We start from the raw sequence: 20,357 nt of genomic DNA, 5'->3' as shown, positions 1-20,357 counted from the left end.
GCTCCCACAGCGGCTAGGCAGGCTGTTTAGTCTTCCTTGCCCTTGTTGCGCACCGCACGCTGCAGCTCGCGGTTGGAGTCGCGCTCGCGCACGGTGTCGCGCTTGTCGAATTCCTTCTTGCCCTTGCCCAGTGCAATTTCGCACTTGATCAGGTGCTTGCTCCAGTACAGCGCCAAGGCCACGCAGGTGTAACCCTTTTGCGCCACCGCAGCTTCCAGGCGCTCGAGCTCGCGCTTGTTCAGCAGCAGCTTGCGGGTGCGGATGGGGTCGGCGATGACGTGGGTGCTGGCGGTGGTCAGCGGGGTGATGTGGCTGCCGAACAGCCAGGCTTCACCGTCCTTGAGCAGCACGTAGCTGTCCACGAGGTGCGCCTTGCCGGCCCGCAGGCTTTTTACTTCCCAGCCGGACAGGACCAGCCCGGCCTCGAACTTGTGTTCGATGAAGTAATCGTGTCGCGCTTTCTTGTTCTGCGCGATGGTCCCGGTCGGATGTTTTTTTTGCTTAGCCATAGGGGCGGCATTATAGGCAAGTCCGCGCGTCGTTCGCTATGGGATTTCGGTGTGCTTGAGCCACTGCAATGAATACCGGACAATACAGGCCCTGTCTTGGTGACAGAACCTGTTTTCGGCACGCTGCGAAGCGCCGCCACCCAGCCTTGGAAGTGACGCCTGGATGACTACCCATATTCAACGCTCCGCCCTGCTGCCATACCCCGCCCAGGCGCTCTACGATCTGGTCAACGATGTGGCCAGCTATCCGCAGTTCCTGCCTTGGTGCTCGGCCTCGACGGTGATCGAAGTCAGCGAAACGGCCATGCGGGCCAAGGTGGAGGTGGCCAAGGGCGGCATGAGCCAGCACTTCGTTACGCGCAATGTACTGGTGCCGGGGCAGTCCATAGAAATGAACCTCGAGGAAGGCCCATTCACGCAGCTGCACGGTCTGTGGGTGTTCAAGCCGCTGGGTGAAAAGGCCTGCAAGATCAGCCTGGACCTGTCCTTCGATTATGCCGGGCCAATCGTGCGTGCCACGTTGGGGCCGCTGTTCAACCAGGCGGCCAACACCCTGGTCGATGCCTTCTGCCAGCGCGCCAAGCAATTGAATGCCTGACGGATAAGGCGCAAACAAAAAGCCCGGACCAAGTCCGGGCTTTTTTGCAACTGCAGGCCGATTACTGGATTTCCAGCGGCGCTGGGGTCGGCACCGGGGTGGTCTCGATGGTGTCGATCTCGCGCTGGATGGACTCTTCCACCGAGCCGGGCTTGGCCGGTTTTTCAGGCTGCGCTGCTGGCTGCTCTGGTTGGGCCGTCGGGCTGACCGTGGTGTCGCCGCTGCCACCGAGGATTTCCTGGTCGCGGCTGACGCCTGGCATGAAGTCGCCAGATAGGCTGACCAATTGGTCGCTTTCGTTGAAGAACACACTCATGCGCTCTTGCTGACGTTTGCCGCCACCTGGTTGCAGGCTGTACAAGTAATCCCACCGGTTGGTGTTGAAGGTATCCTGAATCAGCGGGTTGCCCATGATAAACCTTACTTGCCGTCGGGTCATTCCGGGGCGTAATTGGTCTATCATGTCTTGCGTGACGACATTGCCCTGCTGGATGTCGATTTTGTAAACCCCGGGAAACGAGCAACCGGCGAGTGCGAGCAGTCCCACAAAGGTGAGGCTGGTTAGCAAGAGCTTGGTGTTTTGCATCGGTGGGCGACTTCCACTATCTTGGCTGGACAACGTAAACCCCGATCATACCCGTATTAAGAGAAGCTGCGAAGCAGCATCGGCGAGAAAGCTGACCATGGTTGAAAATAGCGAATTGCGCAAAGCCGGTCTCAAGGTGACCCTGCCTCGAGTCAAGATCCTTCAGATGCTCGACTCCACCGAGCAGCGTCACATGAGTGCCGAGGATGTCTACAAGGCGCTGATGGAAGCTGGCGAGGACGTAGGCCTGGCCACCGTCTATCGCGTGCTGACCCAGTTCGAGGCGGCGGGGCTGGTGGTTCGCCACAACTTCGACGGCGGTCACGCAGTGTTCGAGCTGGCCGATGGCGGTCACCACGACCATATGGTCAACGTGGATACCAGCGAAGTCATCGAGTTCATGGACGCCGCGATCGAGAAGCGCCAGCGCGAAATCGTGGAGGAGCACGGTTTCGAACTGGTGGACCACAATCTGGTTCTGTACGTGCGTAAGAAGAAGTAACGATTTTTATCGTTATGAATGCAAAGGCGACCTTCGGGTCGCCTTTGTGCTTTATGGAGGGGTTGGAAGGTGTGTTGTCGGTGCTGGCCTCTTCGCGGGCGCGCCCGCTCCCACAGGTACACCACAGGTTTCAGGGCCGGTGATCATCCTGTGAATGGGGCTGCTTTGCAGCCCATCGCCGCGGTTCGTCGCCACGACAAGCCAGCTCCCACAGGGACTGCGCAAAGCTTGAGGTCTGCACTGTTCCTGTGGGAGCCCGGCTTGTCGTGGCGACGAACCGCGGCGATGGGCCGCAAAGCGGCCCCAAATTGCTTGACTGACAGGCATTAGGGTCAGACCCTGCCGCTCACGACCATCTTGCGTGCATGCGCCAGGGATTCCTTGGTCAGGTCGATGCCGCCCAGCATCCGCGCCACTTCCTCCACCCGCTCGCGTTTGCCCAGGCTGGCCACGGCGGTGTGGGTGGTTTCGCTGTTACGCACCTTGTGCACGAACAGGTGGTGGTGGCCTTGCGCTGCCACCTGTGGCAGGTGGGTCACTGTCAGCACCTGGCCGCGTTCGCCAAGGCGGCGCAGCAATTGGCCGACGATTTCAGCGGTAGGCCCGCCGATGCCCACGTCGACTTCATCGAACACCAGGGTGGGAATGCGCGATGTCTGTGCGGTGATCACCTGGATCGCCAGGCTGATACGTGACAGCTCGCCGCCCGAGGCTACCTTGGCCAAGCCCTTGAGGGGTTGGCCGGGGTTGGCGCTGACCAGTAGCTCGATCTGCTCAAGGCCATGGGGCGACAGGTCTGCGCCCTCGTTGGGCGTCAGCTCGATACAGAAGCGCCCGCCCGGCATGCCCAGGCGCTGGATTTCCTGTTCCACGGCCACCGCCAGTTGCTGCGCGGCCTGCTGGCGCAGGGCGCTGAGCTCGACGGCCTTCTCTTTATAGTGCTGGGCATAGGCGGCCAGCTCTTCGCCCAGCCGCTCGATCGACTCGTCACTGGCGTTCAGGCCTTCGAGCTCTTCCATCAACTGCTGCTGTAGGTGTGGCAGTTCGGTCGGGTGCACGCGGTGCTTGCGCGCCAGGGTATAGATAGTGTCGAGGCGCTCTTCCAGGGCCTGCAGGCGCATCGGGTCGGCGTCGAAGTTGTCGAGGAAGCGGTTGAGCTCGCCCACGGCTTCCTCGACCTGGATCTGTGCGCTGGCGATCAGGTTGGCCGCTTCGCCCAGTGCCTTGGGCGAGTTGCTGGCAGCGCCCAGCCGGTTGAGGCTGGAAGTGAGGGCGCTGAGCACATTGCCCGAGTCGCTCTCGCTGCACTGGTCGATAACCTGACGGCAGATGCCGAACAGGGCTTCGGCGCTGGTCAGGTTCTTGTGTTCCTGCTCCAGCTGCTCCAGTTCGTGTTCGCCCAGGCCGAGGTTGTCCAGCTCTTCCAGCTGGTAGCTCAGTAACTGATGGCGGGCGCGCTGCTCGTCACCGGAATTGGACAGCCGCTCCAGCTCCAGGCGGGTCTGGTTCCAGCGTTTGGCCGCAAGCTGCACCTGGCGGGCCAGGTCGACAGCCCCGGCGTACTCGTCGAGCAGGCGGCGGTGGGTGTCGGTCTTGAGCAGTGACTGGTGCTCGTGCTGGCTGTGGATGTCGATCAGCAGCTCGCCAAGAGCCTTGAGGTCGCCGAGCGGGCAGGGCGTGCCGTTGATGTAACCGCGGCTGCGGCCTTCGGCGGTGATCACCCGGCGCAGGATGCACAGGCCGTCGTTGTCCAGGTCGCGCTCGGCCAGCCAGGCATGCGCCTCGGGGATGTCCACCAGGTCGAAGGTGGCGAGGATGTCTGCCTTGTCGGTGCCGGGGCGCACCACGCCACTGTCGGCCCGGTCGCCCAGGGCCAGGCCGAGGGCGTCGAGCATGATCGATTTGCCGGCGCCGGTCTCGCCGGTGATGACGGACATGCCGCGGGCGATTTCGAGGTCGAGGTGCTCGACGATGGCGTAGTTGTGAATGGACAGATGCACCAGCATGAGGGCAGCTCCCGAAAGTCATGTCTGGTTATTTATACAGTACTTTTTTCAGGCCTGCCAATGCCCCTTGGCAGATTCTGTCGCAGCCCGGAAAACCACCTTGCCCCTTGAAGCTGGTTTTTCCGGCCCCATATAGGCGACATCCAAGGCGAGCCTGGCTCGCAGTCCACAAAATTGCGCAGGAGAGACCCCATGGCTGACGAACAGCTGAACGAAAAAGACCTTAACGTTGAAGAAACTGGTGCAGAAACCACTGCTGACGCCCGTGTTCTGGAACTCGAGGAACAGCTGGCCGCCGCCAAGGACCAGTCGCTGCGCGCCGTAGCCGACTTGCAGAACGTACGCCGTCGTGCCGAGCAGGATGTCGAGAAAGCCCACAAGTTCGCCCTGGAGAAGTTTTCCAGCGACCTGCTGCCGGTGATCGACAGCCTGGAACTGGCCCTGGCCCACTCCAGTGCCGACGATGAGCACGTCAAGCAGATCCGCGAAGGCGTCGAGCTGACCCTGAAGATGTTCCAGGACACCCTCAAGCGCTACAACCTCGAAGCTGTCGACCCGCACGGCCAGCCGTTCAACCCTGAGCACCACCAGGCCATGGCCATGCAGGAAAACGCCGAGGTAGAACCGAACAGCGTGCTGAACGTGTTCCAGAAGGGTTACCTGCTGAACGGCCGCCTGCTGCGCCCCGCCATGGTGGTGGTCAGCAAGGCGCCGAGCGCGGCGCAACCCTCGATCAATGAAAAGGCTTGAAATCCGTCGGGGCATCCCCATCTAGGTGTCAAGCCTTCAAGTATTACCGCAGTTGGCCAAAGTAGTCGCTGCTACCAAATTCAAGTTTCGGGAGAGTTAACATGGGCAAAATTATCGGTATCGACCTGGGGACCACTAACTCGTGCGTCTCCGTGCTGGAAAACGGTAACGTCAAGGTCATCGAAAACGCCGAGGGTGCGCGTACCACCCCTTCGATCGTGGCCTACGCCAACGACGGCGAAATCCTGGTCGGCCAGTCGGCCAAGCGCCAGGCCGTCACCAACCCGCACAACACCCTGTTCGCAGTGAAGCGCCTGATCGGCCGCCGCTTCGAAGAAGACGTCGTGCAGAAAGACATCAAGCTGGTGCCGTACAAGATCGTCAAGGCCAGCAACGGCGACGCCTGGGTGCAGGCCAGCGGCAAGGACATGGCGCCACCGCAGATCAGCGCTGAAGTCCTGAAGAAAATGAAGAAGACCGCCGAAGACTACCTCGGCGAGCCAGTCACCGAAGCGGTCATCACCGTTCCGGCCTACTTCAACGACAGTCAGCGTCAGGCCACCAAAGACGCCGGCCGTATCGCTGGCCTGGACGTAAAACGTATCATCAACGAACCGACCGCCGCTGCGCTGGCCTATGGCATGGACAAGGCCAAGGGCGACCACACCGTCATCGTTTATGACCTGGGTGGCGGTACCTTCGACGTGTCGGTCATCGAAATCGCTGAAGTCGACGGTGAGCACCAGTTCGAAGTACTGGCCACCAACGGTGACACCTTCCTGGGTGGTGAAGACTTCGACATGCGCTTGATCGACTACCTCGTCGACGAGTTCAAGAAAGAGTCCGGCATGGACCTGAAGAACGATCCGCTGGCTCTGCAGCGCCTGAAAGAAGCCGCTGAAAAGGCCAAGATCGAGCTGTCGTCCGCCCAGTCGACCGACGTCAACCTGCCGTACATCACTGCAGATGCTACCGGTCCGAAGCACCTGAACGTGAAGATCTCCCGCGCCAAGCTGGAGTCGCTGGTCGAAGACCTGGTTGCCCGTACCATCGAGCCTTGCCGCATCGCCCTGAAAGACGCCGGTATCGACGCCAGCAAGATCGACGACGTGATCCTGGTCGGTGGCCAGACCCGTATGCCGCTGGTGCAGAAAGCCGTTGCCGACTTCTTCGGTAAAGAAGCGCGCAAGGACGTCAACCCGGACGAAGCCGTGGCCATGGGTGCTGCCATCCAGGGCGCCGTGCTGGCCGGTGACGTGAAGGACGTACTGCTGCTGGACGTCAGCCCGCTGACCCTGGGTATCGAAACCATGGGTGGCGTGATGACTTCGCTGATCGAGAAGAACACCACCATTCCGACCAAGAAGTCGCAGGTGTTCTCGACTGCCGACGACAACCAGGGCGCCGTGACCATTCACGTGCTGCAAGGTGAGCGTAAGCAGGCTGCACAGAACAAGTCGCTGGGCAAGTTCGACCTGGCTGACATCCCGCCGGCTCCGCGTGGCGTTCCGCAGATCGAAGTGACCTTCGACATCGACGCCAACGGCATCCTGCACGTCAGCGCCAAAGACAAGGCCACCGGCAAGTCGCAGTCGATCGTGATCAAGGCCAACTCCGGCCTGTCGGACGAAGAAATCGAGCGCATGGTGCGTGATGCCGAGGCCAACGCCGAGGAAGACCGCAAGTTCGAAGAGCTGGCCGCTGCCCGTAACCAGGGTGACGCGCTGGTGCACTCGACCCGCAAGATGGTCGCTGACGCTGGTGACAAGGTTACCGCCGAAGAGAAAACCGCCATCGAGGCTGCTGTCGTTGCCCTGGAAGCCGCTGTCAAAGGCGACGACAAGGCTGCGATCGACGCCAAGGTTGAGGAGCTGTCCAAGGTCTCGGCGCCGGTTGCCCAGAAGATGTATGCCGAGCAGTCGGCTGAACAGCCTCAGGGCGGCGCACAGCAGGCCGAACCGGAAGCCAAGCACGATGACGTGGTTGACGCCGAGTTCGAAGAAGTGAAAGGCGACGACAAGAAGTAATCGTTGCATGTTGTCGGCCAGTTCATCGCCGTTTGCCGGTGAACTGGTAGGATGTCGCCGCGCGGGGGCTTGCTCCCGCGTTGGCGTATCTGGAATTCAAGAATTTACAGCATCTGTCAGCGGCCCTTGGATGGGCGGGCAGGTGCTGACGGCGCGGCGTAAATGCCGAACGCCCAACAAGGTGCAAATGACCTATGTCCAAGCGTGATTATTATGAGGTCCTGGGTGTCGAGCGCGGCGCCAGCGAATCTGACCTCAAGAAGGCTTACCGCCGTCTGGCGATGAAGTACCACCCGGACCGCAACCCGGGCGATAAGGAATCGGAAGACAAGTTCAAGGAGGCCAACGAGGCCTACGAAGTGCTGTCTGACGCCAGCAAGCGCGCGGCGTTCGACCAGTACGGCCATGCTGGCGTCGACCCGAGCATGGGTGGCGGTGGTGCCGGCTTCGGTGGCGCCAACTTCTCCGACATCTTCGGTGACGTGTTCAGTGACTTCTTCGGTGGTGGTCGCGGCGGCGGACGTGGCGGTGCCCAGCGCGGCAGCGACTTGCGCTACACCCTGGAGCTGAACCTGGAAGAAGCGGTGCGCGGCACCACGGTCAGTATCCGCGTGCCGACCCTGGTCAACTGCCAGCCTTGCGATGGCTCCGGCGCCAAGAAGGGCTCGACCCCGTCGACCTGCCCGACCTGTGGCGGCATCGGCCAGGTGCGTATGCAGCAAGGCTTCTTCTCGGTGCAGCAGACCTGCCCGCGCTGCCATGGCCAGGGCAAGATCATTACCGATCCGTGCACCTCGTGCCACGGCGAAGGCCGCGTCGAGGAATACAAGACGCTGTCGGTCAAGGTGCCGGCGGGTGTCGACACTGGCGACCGCATCCGCCTGTCGGGCGAGGGCGAGGCCGGCACCCATGGTGGCCCGACCGGCGACCTGTATGTGGTGATCAACGTGCGTGAGCACGAGATCTTCCAGCGCGATGGCAAGCACCTGTACTGCGAAGTACCGATCAGCTACACCGATGCTGCCCTGGGTGGCGAGCTGGAAGTGCCGACCCTCGATGGTCGCGTGAAGCTGAAAATTCCGGAAGGCACCCAGACCGGCAAGCAGTTCCGCCTGCGTGGCAAGGGTGTGGCGCCGGTGCGTGGCGGTGGTGCGGGAGACCTGCTGTGCCGTGTGGCGGTGGAAACCCCGGTCAACCTCAGCCGCCGCCAGCGCGAATTGCTCGAAGAGCTGCGTGACTCGCTGGAAGGCGACAGTTCCCATTCGCCCAAGGCCAATGGCTGGTTCGATGGCGTGAAGCGCTTCTTCGGCGATCTCTGACAAGGAAATGGCTATGCGACGTATTGCAGTGATGGGCGCGGCAGGGCGGATGGGCAAGACCCTGGTCGAGGCCGTGCAGCAGCAGGCGCCCCAGGCGGGCCTGACGGCAGCGATCGACCGCCCGGACAGCACCCTGGTGGGCGCCGATGCGGGTGAGCTGGCGGCCCTGGGCCGTATTGGTGTGCCGATTTCCGACGACCTGGCCAAGGTGGTCGACGAGTTCGACGTGCTGATCGACTTCACTCACCCTTCGGTGACCCTGAAGAACCTGGCGTTCTGCCGCAAGGCGGGCAAGGCCATGGTCATCGGCACCACTGGCTTCACCCCGGAAGAGAAGCAACAGTTGGCCGAGGCCGGCAAGGAAATCCCGATCGTCTTCGCTGCCAACTTCAGCGTCGGCGTCAACCTGTGCCTGAAGCTGCTGGATACCGCGGCGCGGGTGCTGGGTGACGATGTGGATATCGAGATCCTCGAGGCGCACCACCGGCATAAGGTCGATGCGCCGTCGGGCACCGCGCTGCGCATGGGCGAAGTGGTTGCCCAGGCGTTGGGCCGTGATCTGCAGGAAGTGGCCGTGTATGGCCGCGAAGGGCAGACCGGTGCGCGTGAGCGCCAGACTATCGGCTTCGCCACTGTGCGTGCTGGTGATGTGGTGGGTGACCACACTGTGTTGTTCGCGGCCGAAGGCGAGCGCGTGGAGATCACGCACAAGGCCTCCAGCCGCATGACCTTCGCCAAGGGCGCCGTGCGTGCGGCGCTGTGGCTGGATGGGCGCGAGCCTGGCCTGTATGACATGCAGGATGTGCTCGAACTGCGCTAAACCGTGATAGCGGTGTTGGCTTCTTCGCGGGCTCGCCCGCTCCCACAGGTATTGCACCGGTTTCAGGATCTGAAGTGGTCCCTGTGGGAGCGGGCAAGCCCGCGAAGAAGCAACCGCCGATCTCAACCTGTCGCATCGATGTGTTTTAGAGACACATCCACGGTAGACCGAAAACGCACTTTTCTGTAAGCTACAGCTTTAGTGTGTCCACTAAAAGCGCGCAGCGAATTGAATTCAGCACATGAAAGCGGGGTGACGTGTCCATACGTCACTCCGCTTTTTTGCAACCTGCGATCGCCCTTTCATGCTTGATTTACGGGAGGTCTTCTTGACAAAGCCAGCCATACTCGCCCTTGCCGACGGCAGTATTTTCCGCGGTGAAGCTATCGGTGCCGACGGTCAGACCGTTGGTGAGGTGGTATTCAACACCGCTATGACCGGCTACCAGGAAATCCTTACAGACCCTTCCTACGCGCAGCAAATCGTTACCCTGACCTACCCGCACATCGGCAACACCGGCACTACCCCGGAAGACGCCGAGTCGAACCGTGTCTGGTCCGCTGGCCTGGTCATCCGTGACCTGCCGCTGCTGGCCAGCAACTGGCGCAACACCCAGTCGCTGCCTGAGTACCTCAAGGCCAACAACGTCGTCGCCATCGCCGGCATCGACACCCGTCGCCTGACCCGAATCCTGCGTGAAAAGGGCGCTCAGAACGGCTGCATCCTCGCCGGTGACAACATCAGCGAAGAAGCCGCCATCGCCGCTGCCCGCGCCTTCCCGGGCCTGAAGGGCATGGACCTGGCCAAGGTGGTTTCCACCACCGAGCGCTACGAGTGGCGCTCCAGCGTGTGGGAACTGAAAACCGACAGCCACCCGACCATCGAAGCCGCCGACCTGCCGTACCACGTGGTCGCCTACGACTACGGCGTCAAGCTGAACATCCTGCGCATGCTGGTTGCCCGTGGCTGCCGCGTGAGCGTGGTGCCGGCCCAGACTCCAGCCAGCGAAGTGCTGGCACTCAACCCGGACGGCGTGTTCCTGTCCAACGGCCCTGGTGACCCCGAGCCGTGCGACTACGCCATCCAGGCGATCAAGGACATCCTCGAGACCGAGATCCCGGTATTCGGCATCTGCCTCGGCCACCAGCTGCTGGCCCTGGCTTCCGGTGCCAAGACCGTGAAAATGGGCCACGGCCACCACGGTGCCAACCACCCGGTCCAGGACCTGGATACCGGCGTGGTCATGATCACCAGCCAGAACCACGGCTTTGCCGTTGACGAAGCTACCCTGCCGGGTAACGTCCGCGCCATCCACAAGTCGCTGTTCGACGGCACCCTGCAGGGTATCGAGCGTACCGACAAGAGCGCGTTCAGCTTCCAGGGCCACCCTGAAGCGAGCCCAGGCCCGACCGACGTCGCGCCACTGTTCGATCGTTTCATCGATGCCATGGCCAAGCGCCGCTGAGCATCCTGCTTCAAGGCCCCGGGCCGGCATCTGCCGCGCCCGGTAGCGCCTGACCCAGATTGTTCAAAGCGGCTTGCCGACTGACCCCGGATTTGAGTGACAACTATGCCAAAACGTACAGACATCAAAAGCATCCTGATTCTCGGCGCCGGCCCGATCGTGATCGGCCAGGCCTGCGAATTCGACTACTCCGGCGCCCAGGCCTGCAAGGCCCTGCGCGAGGAAGGTTTCCGCGTCATCCTGGTGAACTCCAACCCAGCCACCATCATGACCGACCCGGCCATGGCCGACGCCACCTACATCGAGCCGATCAAGTGGCAGTCGGTGGCCAAGATCATCGAAAAAGAGCGCCCTGATGCACTGCTGCCGACCATGGGCGGCCAGACCGCACTGAACTGCGCCCTGGACCTGGAGCGCCATGGCGTTCTGGAAAAGTTCGGCGTGGAAATGATCGGTGCCAACGCCGACACCATCGACAAGGCCGAAGACCGTTCGCGCTTCGACAAGGCGATGAAGGCCATCGGCCTGGAGTGCCCGCGCTCCGGTATCGCCCACAGCATGGAAGAAGCCAACGCTGTCCTCGAGCGCCTGGGCTTCCCGTGCATCATCCGCCCGTCGTTCACCATGGGCGGCACCGGTGGTGGTATCGCCTACAACCGTGAAGAGTTCGAAGAAATCTGCGCCCGCGGTCTGGACCTGTCGCCGACCAAGGAACTGCTGATCGACGAATCGCTGATCGGCTGGAAGGAATACGAGATGGAGGTGGTCCGCGACAAGAAGGACAACTGCATCATCGTCTGCTCGATCGAGAACTTCGACCCGATGGGCGTGCACACCGGTGACTCGATCACCGTTGCCCCGGCACAGACCCTGACCGACAAGGAATACCAGATCATGCGCAACGCCTCGCTGGCGGTGCTGCGTGAAATCGGTGTGGAAACCGGCGGTTCCAACGTGCAGTTCGGTATCTGCCCGAACACCGGCCGCATGGTCGTGATCGAAATGAACCCGCGCGTTTCGCGCTCCTCGGCACTGGCCTCCAAGGCCACCGGCTTCCCGATCGCCAAGATCGCTGCCAAGCTGGCTGTCGGCTACACCCTCGACGAACTGCAGAACGACATCACCGGCGGCCGCACCCCGGCGTCCTTCGAGCCGTCGATCGACTACGTCGTCACCAAGCTGCCACGCTTCGCCTTCGAGAAATTCCCCAAGGCCGACGCCCGCCTGACCACCCAGATGAAGTCCGTGGGTGAAGTCATGGCCATCGGCCGTACCTTCCAGGAGTCGCTGCAAAAAGCCCTGCGCGGCCTGGAAGTCGGCGCCTGCGGCCTCGACCCGAAAGTCGACCTGGCCAGCCCGGAAGCCAGCAGCATCCTCAAGCGCGAGCTGACCGTACCGGGCGCCGAGCGTATCTGGTACGTGGCCGACGCCATGCGTGCCGGCATGACCTGCGAGCAGATCTTCGACCTGACCGGCATCGACATGTGGTTCCTGGTGCAGATGGAAGACCTGATCAAGGAAGAAGAGAAGGTCAAGACCCTGGCCCTGTCGGCGATCGACAAGGACTACATGCTGCGCCTCAAGCGCAAGGGCTTCTCCGACCAGCGCCTGGCCAAGCTGCTGGGCATCACCGACAAGAACCTGCGCCGCCACCGCCACAAGCTGGAAGTGTTCCCGGTGTACAAGCGCGTCGACACCTGCGCTGCCGAGTTCGCCACCGACACCGCCTACCTGTACTCCACCTACGAGGAAGAGTGCGAGGCCAACCCGTCGACCCGCGACAAGATCATGATCCTGGGTGGCGGCCCGAACCGTATCGGCCAAGGTATCGAGTTCGACTACTGCTGCGTACACGCCGCTCTGGCGCTGCGTGAAGACGGTTACGAGACCATCATGGTCAACTGCAACCCAGAAACCGTCTCTACCGACTACGACACCTCCGACCGCCTGTACTTCGAGCCGCTGACCCTGGAAGACGTGCTGGAAGTGTGCCGCGTCGAGAAGCCGAAAGGCGTGATCGTCCACTACGGTGGCCAGACCCCGCTGAAACTGGCTCGCGCCCTGGAAGAAGCCGGCGTACCGATCATCGGTACCAGCCCTGACGCCATCGACCGCGCCGAAGACCGTGAGCGCTTCCAGCAGATGGTTCAGCGCCTGAGCCTGCTGCAGCCGCCAAACGCTACCGTGCGCAGCGAAGACGAAGCCATTCGCGCTGCCGGCAGCATCGGTTACCCGCTGGTGGTGCGCCCGTCCTACGTACTGGGCGGCCGCGCGATGGAGATCGTCTACGAACTGGACGAGCTCAAGCGCTACCTGCGTGAGGCGGTACAGGTGTCCAACGACAGCCCGGTACTGCTCGACCACTTCCTCAACTGCGCCATCGAGATGGACGTGGACGCGGTCTGCGACGGCACCGACGTGGTGATCGGCGCGATCATGCAGCACATCGAACAGGCCGGCGTTCACTCCGGTGACTCGGCGTGCTCGCTGCCACCTTACTCGCTGAGCAAGGAAGTGCAGGACGAAGTCCGCGTACAGGTCAAGAAAATGGCCCTGGAGCTGGGCGTGGTCGGCCTGATGAACGTGCAGCTGGCCCTGCAGGGCGACAAGATCTACGTGATCGAAGTCAACCCGCGTGCCTCGCGTACCGTGCCGTTCGTGTCCAAGTGCATCGGCACTTCCCTGGCGATGATCGCGGCCCGCGTCATGGCTGGCAAAACCCTGAAAGAGCTGGGCTTCACCCAGGAAATCATCCCGAACTTCTACAGCGTCAAGGAAGCCGTCTTCCCGTTCGCCAAGTTCCCGGGGGTTGACCCGATCCTCGGCCCTGAGATGAAATCGACCGGTGAAGTCATGGGTGTCGGCGACAGCTTCGGTGAAGCCTTCGCCAAGGCCCAGATGGGTGCCAGCGAAGTGCTGCCGACCGGCGGTACCGCGTTCATCAGTGTGCGTGACGACGACAAGCCGCAAGTGGCTGGCGTTGCCCGCGACCTGATCGCCCTGGGCTTCGAAGTGGTTGCAACTGCCGGCACCGCCAAGGTCATCGAGGCGGCAGGCCTGAAAGTGCGCCGTGTGAACAAGGTGACCGAAGGTCGTCCGCACGTGGTCGACATGATCAAGAACGACGAAGTGTCGCTGATCATCAACACCACCGAAGGTCGCCAGTCGATCGCCGATTCCTACTCGATTCGTCGCAATGCGCTGCAGCACAAGATTTACTGCACCACCACCATTGCGGCCGGTGAAGCCATCTGCGAAGCGCTGAAATTCGGTCCGGAAAAGACCGTTCGTCGCTTGCAGGATCTGCATGCAGGACTGAAAGCATGAGCATTACCAAGTACCCAATGACCGTCCAGGGCGCGCGCGCCCTGGAAGAGGAGCACCTGTTCCTGAGCAAGACCGAGCGCCCGCGCCTGAGCCAGGCCATCGGCGAAGCGCGCGAGCTGGGCGACCTCAAGGAAAACGCCGAATACCATGCCGCCCGTGAGGAGCAGGGCATGGTCGAGGCACGTATCCGCGATATCGAAGGCCGCCTGCAGAACTCGGTGGTGATCGACGTGACCACCATTGCCCACACTGGCAAGGTTATCTTCGGCACTACCGTGGACCTGGAGAACACCGAGACCGGTGACCAGGTGACCTACCAGATCGTTGGCGAGGATGAAGCCGACATCAAGAAGGGCAAGCTCTCGGCGAGTGCACCGATCGCCCGCGCCATCATCGGCAAGGAAGAAGGTGATATCGTCGTCGTCAAGACGCCTAGCGGCACGGTCGAGTACGAGATTGTCGAAGTCAAGCACATCTGACCGGCGCCAGCGGGCGCCATCCCTTGAGGGGATCCTCTGGCAACTGGCCCAGGTTTTCTGGGTCGGGGGCCTGTGGGTGTTTCACGTGGGGCTGGTGCCTGCGCTCAAGGTCAGTGGCCTGGCGCCGCTGCTGGTGCAGGATATCGCCGGGCAGATCGACCGCTGGTTGATCGGCGTGGCGCTGCTAGGCTTGTTGACCCAGCTGGCAGTGCTGGCGAGGGTGGACGGTTTGGCGGCCTGGTGGCGGCAGTTCCGTGGCCAGATGCTGTTGCTCGGCTTCGGTGCCTGTGTGGGGTACTACACCTTGCGCTATGGCATTTCCGTGGGTGAGCGCTGGCAGATGTTCTGTTTCCTGGTATTGGGCTTTTCCGGCATCGTGCTGGTGGCCCAGCCGGTGCCGGTCAGGGCGCGGCGCTAGCCCAATGGCTCGGTTCCATGTGGGAGCGGCCTTGTGTCGCGAAAGGGCTGCAAGGCAGCCCCAGCAATATCTGCGCAAGTGCTGATATCCGGGGGGGCCGCTTTGCGGCCCTATCGCGACACAAGGCCGCTCCCACAGGTGCCCTGTCAGGCTGAGAACACCTTGCCGTTACTTGTAACGGTGGATGTTGGACAGCTGCTTGTTCGGCTGTGGGTTCTTGCGGTAGATCAGGGCTTTCTTGCCGATGGTCTGCACCAGCTCGGCGCGGCCGGCCTTGCACAGTTCTGCGATGGTTTCGGCGCGTTCTTCGCGGTCTTCCGAGCGAATCTCGACCTTGATCAGTTCATGGTCGGCCAGAGCGCGTTCCAGCTCGGCGATGACGCCTTCATTCAAACCGTTGCCAGCAACGATCAGGACCGGCTTCAGGTCATGACCAATGGACTTGTATTGCTTCTTCTGCTCGTTATTGAGCGGCATAATCTGACCCTTTCCGTCTGATTCTGTAAAATTGACCGGCATTTTACCCGAGGGCCACCGGCTCCGCCCAGTCAATCACGACGCATATCATCGAGGTGCCCCGTGGTACAACGTTCCAAAAGCAGCGCAAACTGGCTGCGAGAGCATTTCAACGATCCTTTTGTGAAACAGGCGCAGAAGGATGGCTACCGTTCGCGTGCGAGCTACAAACTGCTCGAGATCCAGGAGAAGGATCGCCTGATCCGTCCCGGCATGAGCGTAATCGACCTCGGTGCGGCCCCTGGTGGCTGGTCGCAGGTGACCAGTCGTCTGATTGGTGGCCAGGGCCGCCTGATCGCTTCCGACATCCTGGAAATGGACGCCATCGCCGACGTGACCTTCATTCAGGGCGACTTTACCCAGGACGAGGTGCTGCAGCGTATTCTCGAGGCGGTCGGCGATTCGCATGTGGACCTTGTGATTTCCGACATGGCCCCCAATATGAGTGGTACGCCCGCAGTGGACATCCCGCGTGCGATGTTCCTGTGCGAACTGGCCCTCGATCTGGCGACTCGCGTACTCAAGCCCGGCGGCGACTTCCTGATCAAGATCTTCCAGGGCGAAGGCTTTGACGTGTACCTCAAGGACGTGCGCAGCAAGTTCGACAAGGTACAGATGCGCAAGCCGTCGTCGTCGCGGGACCGTTCCCGCGAGCAATACCTGTTGGGCAGGGGCTTCAAAGGGGCGTGAAAGGTGTCAAGCGGGGTGGCCGATAGTTAATTCCAATCGGCCACTGCGTCAGGATCGTCCGAACTTCGTGTAGTCTAGCTTTCACAAAGGGTTACAGACGGTGCCTGCGTCTGCGTAGGTAATGTAGTAAGTTAGGGCGATGAATATCATGCGAGGCACGGCTGCGTCGTGCGCCGGCCTCAGAGGGTAGCGAATTGAACGACATGGCAAAGAATCTGATCCTGTGGTTGATCATCGCGGCTGTCCTGGTGACGGTGATGAACAACTTCTCCAGCCCTAACGAGCCGCAGACCCTCAACTATTCCGACTTTATCCAGCAGGTCAAGGATGGCAAGGTCGAGCGGGTTACCGTCGACGGCTACATCATTACCGGCAAGCGCGCCGACGGCGACAACTTCAAGACCGTGCGCCCGGCCATTACCGACAACGGCCTGATCGGCGACCTGGTCGACAACCACGTCATCGTCGAGGGCAAGCAGCCCGAGCAGCAGAGCATCTGGACGCAACTGCTGGTGGCGAGCTTCCCGATCCTGGTGATCATTGCCGTGTTCATGTTCTTCATGCGCCAGATGCAAGGCGGTGCGGGCGGCAAGGGCGGGCCGATGAGCTTCGGCAAGAGCAAGGCGCGCCTGCTGTCCGAAGACCAGGTCAAGACCACCCTGGCCGACGTGGCAGGTTGTGACGAAGCCAAGGAAGAAGTGGGCGAGCTGGTCGAATTCCTGCGCGACCCGGGCAAGTTCCAGCGCCTGGGTGGCCGTATTCCGCGCGGTGTGCTGATGGTTGGCCCGCCCGGTACCGGTAAGACCCTGCTGGCCAAGGCCATCGCCGGTGAGGCGAAGGTGCCGTTCTTCACCATTTCCGGTTCGGACTTCGTGGAAATGTTCGTCGGTGTCGGTGCCAGCCGTGTGCGCGACATGTTCGAGCAGGCCAAGAAGCACGCCCCGTGCATCATCTTCATCGACGAGATCGACGCCGTTGGTCGCCACCGTGGCGCCGGCATGGGCGGTGGTCACGACGAGCGTGAGCAAACCCTCAACCAGTTGCTGGTAGAGATGGACGGCTTCGAAATGAACGATGGCATCATCGTCATCGCCGCCACCAACCGCCCGGACGTGCTGGACCCGGCGCTGCTGCGCCCCGGCCGCTTCGACCGCCAGGTAGTGGTTGGCCTGCCGGACATCCGCGGTCGCGAACAGATCCTCAAGGTGCACATGCGCAAGGTGCCGGTCGGCGAGAACGTCAACCCGGCGGTCATCGCCCGTGGTACCCCAGGCTTCTCCGGTGCCGACCTGGCCAACCTGGTCAACGAGGCCTCGCTGTTCGCCGCGCGTTCCAACAAGCGCCTGGTCGAAATGAAAGAGTTCGAACTGGCCAAGGACAAGATCATGATGGGCGCCGAGCGCAAGACCATGGTCATGTCCGAGAAGGAAAAACAGAACACCGCCTACCACGAGGCTGGCCATGCCATCGTCGGTCGCCTGGTGCCTGAGCACGACCCGGTCTACAAGGTGTCGATCATTCCGCGTGGTCGTGCCCTGGGTGTGACCATGTTCCTGCCGGAAGAAGACCGCTACAGCCTGTCCAAGCGCGCCCTGATCAGCCAGATCTGCTCGCTGTACGGCGGCCGTATCGCCGAGGAAATGACCTTGGGCTTCGATGGTGTCACCACCGGTGCTTCCAACGACATCATGCGTGCCAGCCAGATCGCTCGCAACATGGTGACCAAGTGGGGCCTCTCCGAGAAGCTCGGTCCGCTGATGTATGCAGAGGAAGAGGGCGAGGTATTCCTCGGTCGCAGTGCCGGCAGCCAGCACGCCAGTGTATCCGGCGAGACAGCCAAGCTGATCGACTCCGAGGTGCGCAGCATCATCGATCACTGCTATGCCACTGCCAAGCAGTTGCTGATCGACAACCGCGACAAGCTCGAAGCGATGACCGAAGCACTGATGAAGTATGAGACCATTGATGCCGATCAGATTGACGACATCATGGCTGGGCGTACGCCACGCGAACCGCGTGATTGGGACGATGACAAGAACTCGGGCACTCCTGCGGCCCAGGATGATCGTCCGGAATCGCCAATCGGCGGCCCGGCAGCTCAACACTAAGGGCATCTATGAGCTCAGTGCAGTACCCAACCCGGTTGCCTTGCGGCAACCGGGTTCTTGATTTGTCGCGTACCCATGTCATGGGTATTCTCAATATCACCCCCGACTCCTTTTCCGATGGCGGGCGCTTCAACCAGCGCGACGAGGCGTTGCGTCATGCCGAAGCGATGGTTGCCGCAGGCGCCACGCTGATCGACATTGGCGGCGAGTCCACGCGCCCTGGTGCGCGCGCGGTGTCGGTGACCGAGGAGTTGGAGCGGGTGGCGCCCATGGTCGAAGCGATCAGCAGTCGCCTCGACGTGGTCATCTCGGTCGATACCTCCACGCCTGCCGTCATGCGTGAATCAGCGCGCCTTGGTGCCGGGCTGATCAACGACGTGCGTGCCCTGGAGCGCGATGGTGCCCTGGACGCCGCGGCGGATACCGGCCTGCCGGTGTGCCTCATGCACATGCGTGGCGAGCCGGGTAACATGCAGGACGACCCGCATTACGAAGATGTGACTGCCGACGTCACGCGTTACCTTGAGCAGCGCATGGCTGCCTGTGCTGCGGCGGGCATCGACGCGAACAGAATCATCCTTGACCCGGGCTTTGGTTTTGCCAAGACGCTGGCGCACAACCTGAGCCTGTTCAAGCACATGGAAGCGCTCTATCGGCTTGGGCGTCCGCTGCTGGTAGGCGTTTCACGAAAGAGCATGATCGGCCTGACGCTGGAACGTCCGGTCGGCGAGCGGTTGTACGGCAGCCTTGCGCTGGCGGCGTTGGCCATGACCAAGGGGGCGAGCATCCTCCGCGTCCATGACGTGGCCGAAACGGTCGATGTGGTACGCATGATTGCTGCGGTGCAAAACGCCGAATAAGAACATTGGAGTCGCTATGAGCAGAAAATACTTTGGTACCGACGGCATTCGTGGCCGCGTCGGCGAATACCCGATCACGCCCGACTTCATGCTGAAGCTTGGCTGGGCGGCCGGCATGGCCTTCCGCAAGCAAGGCCATTGCCGGGTGCTGGTGGGCAAGGACACGCGTATCTCCGGCTACATGTTCGAGTCCGCACTCGAGGCCGGCCTGTCCGCGGCAGGTGCCGATGTGATGCTGCTCGGGCCGATGCCGACACCGGCCATCGCCTACCTGACGCGTACTTTCCACGCCGAAGCCGGTATCGTCATCAGTGCCTCGCACAATCCGCATGACGACAACGGCATCAAGTTCTTCTCGGGCCAAGGGACCAAGCTGCCGGACGAAGTCGAGCTGATGATCGAGGAGCTGCTCGACCAGCCGATGACCGTTGTCGAGTCGAGCAAGCTGGGCAAGGTTTCGCGCATCAACGATGCCGCTGGCCGCTACATCGAGTTCTGCAAGAGCAGCGTGCCGACCAGCACCAGCTTTGAAGGCCTCAAGCTGGTGGTCGATTGCGCCCACGGTGCTACCTACAAGGTTGCGCCAAGCGTGTTCCGCGAGCTGGGTGCCGACGTGACCGTGCTGCATGCACAACCGGACGGCCTGAACATCAACGAAGGCTGCGGCTCGACCCACATCGAGTCGCTGCAGGCCGCCGTGCTGGTGGGGCATGCCGACCTGGGCATCGCCTTCGATGGTGACGGCGACCGCGTGCTGATGGTCGACCACACCGGTGCCATCGTCGACGGTGACGAGCTGCTGTTCATCATCGCCCGCGATCTGCAGGACCGTGGCAAGCTGCAGGGCGGCGTGGTCGGTACGCTGATGAGCAACCTGGGCCTGGAGCTTGCGCTCCAGGACCTGGGCATCCCGTTCGTGCGGGCCAAGGTCGGCGACCGTTACGTCATGGCCGAGCTGCTGGAGCGTGAGTGGCTGGTCGGTGGTGAAAACTCCGGTCACGTGGTGTGCTGCAACCACACCACCACCGGTGACGCGATCATTGCCGCACTGCAGGTGCTGATGGCGCTCAAGCGCCGTGGCGAAACCCTGGCCCAGGCCCGTCAGGCGCTGCGCAAGTGCCCGCAGGTGCTGATCAACGTACGCTTTGGCGCCAGCAAGGTCGACCCGCTGGAGCACCCTGCGGTCAAGGAGGCCAGTGCCAAGGTGACCGAGGCTTTGGCTGGTCGTGGTCGCGTGCTGCTGCGCAAGTCCGGGACCGAGCCGCTGGTGCGGGTCATGGTCGAAGGCGAAGATGAAAGCCAGGTGCGTGCACATGCCGAAGCACTGGCCAAACTGGTCGGCGAAGTTTGTGTCTGAAGGCGCTTGCCAGCGCAGAT

18 protein-coding genes are annotated in these 20,357 nt (G+C 62.1%); 14 read left to right on the top strand and 4 right to left on the bottom strand.

The genetic code is table 11. From position 1 onward, the window contains the following. Positions 1 to 26: 26 nt before the first annotated feature. Positions 27 to 509, bottom strand: coding sequence for an SsrA-binding protein SmpB (gene smpB, locus TZ03_RS26030; protein ID WP_051101233.1), 483 nt, complete (start codon positions 507 to 509; stop codon positions 27 to 29). Between the two features lie 163 nt (positions 510 to 672). Here smpB and TZ03_RS26025 point away from each other — a divergent pair, with 163 nt between their 5' ends. After that, the gene (locus TZ03_RS26025; protein WP_051101232.1) at positions 673 to 1,107 is read left to right on the top strand and encodes a type II toxin-antitoxin system RatA family toxin; all 435 of its coding nucleotides are present in this window, start codon (positions 673 to 675) and stop codon (positions 1,105 to 1,107) included. A gap of 61 nt (positions 1,108 to 1,168) precedes the next feature. On the opposite strand, the gene TZ03_RS26020 is transcribed toward TZ03_RS26025, so the two are convergent. Further along, entirely contained in the window at positions 1,169 to 1,693 is a 525-nt protein-coding gene (locus TZ03_RS26020) for an outer membrane protein assembly factor BamE (protein ID WP_051101231.1), read from the bottom strand. A gap of 97 nt (positions 1,694 to 1,790) precedes the next feature. Here TZ03_RS26020 and fur point away from each other — a divergent pair, with 97 nt between their 5' ends. Next, a complete protein-coding gene (fur, locus tag TZ03_RS26015) occupies positions 1,791 to 2,195 on the top strand; it encodes a ferric iron uptake transcriptional regulator (RefSeq protein WP_051101230.1) in 405 nt (134 codons plus the stop codon). A gap of 332 nt (positions 2,196 to 2,527) precedes the next feature. On the opposite strand, the gene recN is transcribed toward fur, so the two are convergent. Further along, positions 2,528 to 4,201 carry a DNA repair protein RecN gene (gene recN / locus TZ03_RS26010; RefSeq protein ID WP_051101229.1) on the bottom strand — a complete coding sequence of 558 codons (1,674 nt, stop codon included), beginning with the start codon at positions 4,199 to 4,201 and terminating at the stop codon, positions 2,528 to 2,530. 192 nt (positions 4,202 to 4,393) lie between these two features. On the opposite strand from recN, the gene grpE reads away from it, so the two are divergent. From grpE to TZ03_RS25970, 8 genes are all read left to right on the top strand, one after another. Further along, positions 4,394 to 4,951, top strand: coding sequence for a nucleotide exchange factor GrpE (gene grpE, locus TZ03_RS26005; RefSeq protein ID WP_051101228.1), 558 nt, complete (start codon positions 4,394 to 4,396; stop codon positions 4,949 to 4,951). Positions 4,952 to 5,052: 101 nt separating this feature from the next. Beyond that, entirely contained in the window at positions 5,053 to 6,978 is a 1,926-nt protein-coding gene (gene dnaK, locus TZ03_RS26000) for a molecular chaperone DnaK (RefSeq protein WP_051101227.1), read from the top strand. A gap of 194 nt (positions 6,979 to 7,172) precedes the next feature. Further along, positions 7,173 to 8,297 (top strand): molecular chaperone DnaJ, encoded by a 1,125-nt coding sequence (gene dnaJ, locus TZ03_RS25995; protein WP_051101226.1) that lies wholly within the window; start codon positions 7,173 to 7,175, stop codon positions 8,295 to 8,297. A gap of 13 nt (positions 8,298 to 8,310) precedes the next feature. Then, entirely contained in the window at positions 8,311 to 9,117 is an 807-nt protein-coding gene (gene dapB / locus TZ03_RS25990; RefSeq protein WP_051101225.1) for a 4-hydroxy-tetrahydrodipicolinate reductase, read from the top strand. Between the two features lie 328 nt (positions 9,118 to 9,445). After that, entirely contained in the window at positions 9,446 to 10,582 is a 1,137-nt protein-coding gene (gene carA, locus TZ03_RS25985; RefSeq protein ID WP_051101224.1) for a glutamine-hydrolyzing carbamoyl-phosphate synthase small subunit, read from the top strand. 105 nt (positions 10,583 to 10,687) lie between these two features. Then, positions 10,688 to 13,909: a carbamoyl-phosphate synthase large subunit gene (gene carB / locus TZ03_RS25980; protein WP_051101223.1), complete on the top strand. Its 3,222-nt coding sequence runs from the start codon at positions 10,688 to 10,690 to the stop codon at positions 13,907 to 13,909. Further along, the gene (gene greA / locus TZ03_RS25975; RefSeq protein WP_082056730.1) at positions 13,906 to 14,388 is read left to right on the top strand and encodes a transcription elongation factor GreA; all 483 of its coding nucleotides are present in this window, start codon (positions 13,906 to 13,908) and stop codon (positions 14,386 to 14,388) included. The genes carB and greA overlap by 4 nt, the downstream gene beginning before the upstream one ends. After that, positions 14,366 to 14,806, top strand: coding sequence for an MFS transporter (locus tag TZ03_RS25970; RefSeq protein WP_082056729.1), 441 nt, complete (start codon positions 14,366 to 14,368; stop codon positions 14,804 to 14,806). The genes greA and TZ03_RS25970 overlap by 23 nt, the downstream gene beginning before the upstream one ends. A gap of 168 nt (positions 14,807 to 14,974) precedes the next feature. On the opposite strand, the gene yhbY is transcribed toward TZ03_RS25970, so the two are convergent. Beyond that, on the bottom strand, positions 14,975 to 15,283 hold the full coding sequence (gene yhbY, locus TZ03_RS25965; RefSeq protein WP_051101222.1) for a ribosome assembly RNA-binding protein YhbY: 309 nt from the start codon (positions 15,281 to 15,283) through the stop codon (positions 14,975 to 14,977). A gap of 102 nt (positions 15,284 to 15,385) precedes the next feature. Here yhbY and rlmE point away from each other — a divergent pair, with 102 nt between their 5' ends. The 4 genes from rlmE to glmM all read left to right on the top strand — a co-directional run bounded on the left by rlmE (position 15,386) and on the right by glmM (position 20,337). Next, complete coding sequence (rlmE, locus tag TZ03_RS25960; RefSeq protein ID WP_051101221.1) at positions 15,386 to 16,012, top strand: 23S rRNA (uridine(2552)-2'-O)-methyltransferase RlmE; 627 nt, start codon at positions 15,386 to 15,388, stop codon at positions 16,010 to 16,012. 203 nt (positions 16,013 to 16,215) lie between these two features. Beyond that, on the top strand, positions 16,216 to 18,120 hold the full coding sequence (gene ftsH, locus TZ03_RS25955; protein WP_051101220.1) for an ATP-dependent zinc metalloprotease FtsH: 1,905 nt from the start codon (positions 16,216 to 16,218) through the stop codon (positions 18,118 to 18,120). 8 nt (positions 18,121 to 18,128) lie between these two features. After that, the gene (gene folP / locus TZ03_RS25950) at positions 18,129 to 18,980 is read left to right on the top strand and encodes a dihydropteroate synthase (RefSeq protein WP_051101219.1); all 852 of its coding nucleotides are present in this window, start codon (positions 18,129 to 18,131) and stop codon (positions 18,978 to 18,980) included. A 16-nt stretch (positions 18,981 to 18,996) separates the two neighbouring features. Further along, the gene (gene glmM, locus TZ03_RS25945) at positions 18,997 to 20,337 is read left to right on the top strand and encodes a phosphoglucosamine mutase (protein WP_051101218.1); all 1,341 of its coding nucleotides are present in this window, start codon (positions 18,997 to 18,999) and stop codon (positions 20,335 to 20,337) included. Positions 20,338 to 20,357 lie beyond the last annotated feature (20 nt).

The sequence above is a fragment of the Pseudomonas sp. 10-1B genome (assembly GCF_000935045.1).
Lineage (GTDB): Bacteria > Pseudomonadota > Gammaproteobacteria > Pseudomonadales > Pseudomonadaceae > Aquipseudomonas.
The sequence above is the reverse complement of the archived record's forward strand: the minus strand, read 5'-3'. Positions and strand labels throughout refer to the sequence as shown.

What these genes read in the sequence shown, in the direction of transcription:
- smpB (WP_051101233.1), bottom strand. Translation starts at nt 509, where the DNA reads ATGGCTAAGCAAAAAAAACATCCGACCGGGACCATCGCGCAGAACAAG.
- TZ03_RS26025 (WP_051101232.1), top strand. Translation starts at nt 673, where the DNA reads ATGACTACCCATATTCAACGCTCCGCCCTGCTGCCATACCCCGCCCAG.
- TZ03_RS26020 (WP_051101231.1), bottom strand. Translation starts at nt 1,693, where the DNA reads ATGCAAAACACCAAGCTCTTGCTAACCAGCCTCACCTTTGTGGGACTG.
- fur (WP_051101230.1), top strand. Translation starts at nt 1,791, where the DNA reads ATGGTTGAAAATAGCGAATTGCGCAAAGCCGGTCTCAAGGTGACCCTG.
- recN (WP_051101229.1), bottom strand. Translation starts at nt 4,201, where the DNA reads ATGCTGGTGCATCTGTCCATTCACAACTACGCCATCGTCGAGCACCTC.
- grpE (WP_051101228.1), top strand. Translation starts at nt 4,394, where the DNA reads ATGGCTGACGAACAGCTGAACGAAAAAGACCTTAACGTTGAAGAAACT.
- dnaK (WP_051101227.1), top strand. Translation starts at nt 5,053, where the DNA reads ATGGGCAAAATTATCGGTATCGACCTGGGGACCACTAACTCGTGCGTC.
- dnaJ (WP_051101226.1), top strand. Translation starts at nt 7,173, where the DNA reads ATGTCCAAGCGTGATTATTATGAGGTCCTGGGTGTCGAGCGCGGCGCC.
- dapB (WP_051101225.1), top strand. Translation starts at nt 8,311, where the DNA reads ATGCGACGTATTGCAGTGATGGGCGCGGCAGGGCGGATGGGCAAGACC.
- carB (WP_051101223.1), top strand. Translation starts at nt 10,688, where the DNA reads ATGCCAAAACGTACAGACATCAAAAGCATCCTGATTCTCGGCGCCGGC.
- greA (WP_082056730.1), top strand. Translation starts at nt 13,906, where the DNA reads ATGAGCATTACCAAGTACCCAATGACCGTCCAGGGCGCGCGCGCCCTG.
- yhbY (WP_051101222.1), bottom strand. Translation starts at nt 15,283, where the DNA reads ATGCCGCTCAATAACGAGCAGAAGAAGCAATACAAGTCCATTGGTCAT.
- ftsH (WP_051101220.1), top strand. Translation starts at nt 16,216, where the DNA reads ATGGCAAAGAATCTGATCCTGTGGTTGATCATCGCGGCTGTCCTGGTG.
- folP (WP_051101219.1), top strand. Translation starts at nt 18,129, where the DNA reads ATGAGCTCAGTGCAGTACCCAACCCGGTTGCCTTGCGGCAACCGGGTT.
- glmM (WP_051101218.1), top strand. Translation starts at nt 18,997, where the DNA reads ATGAGCAGAAAATACTTTGGTACCGACGGCATTCGTGGCCGCGTCGGC.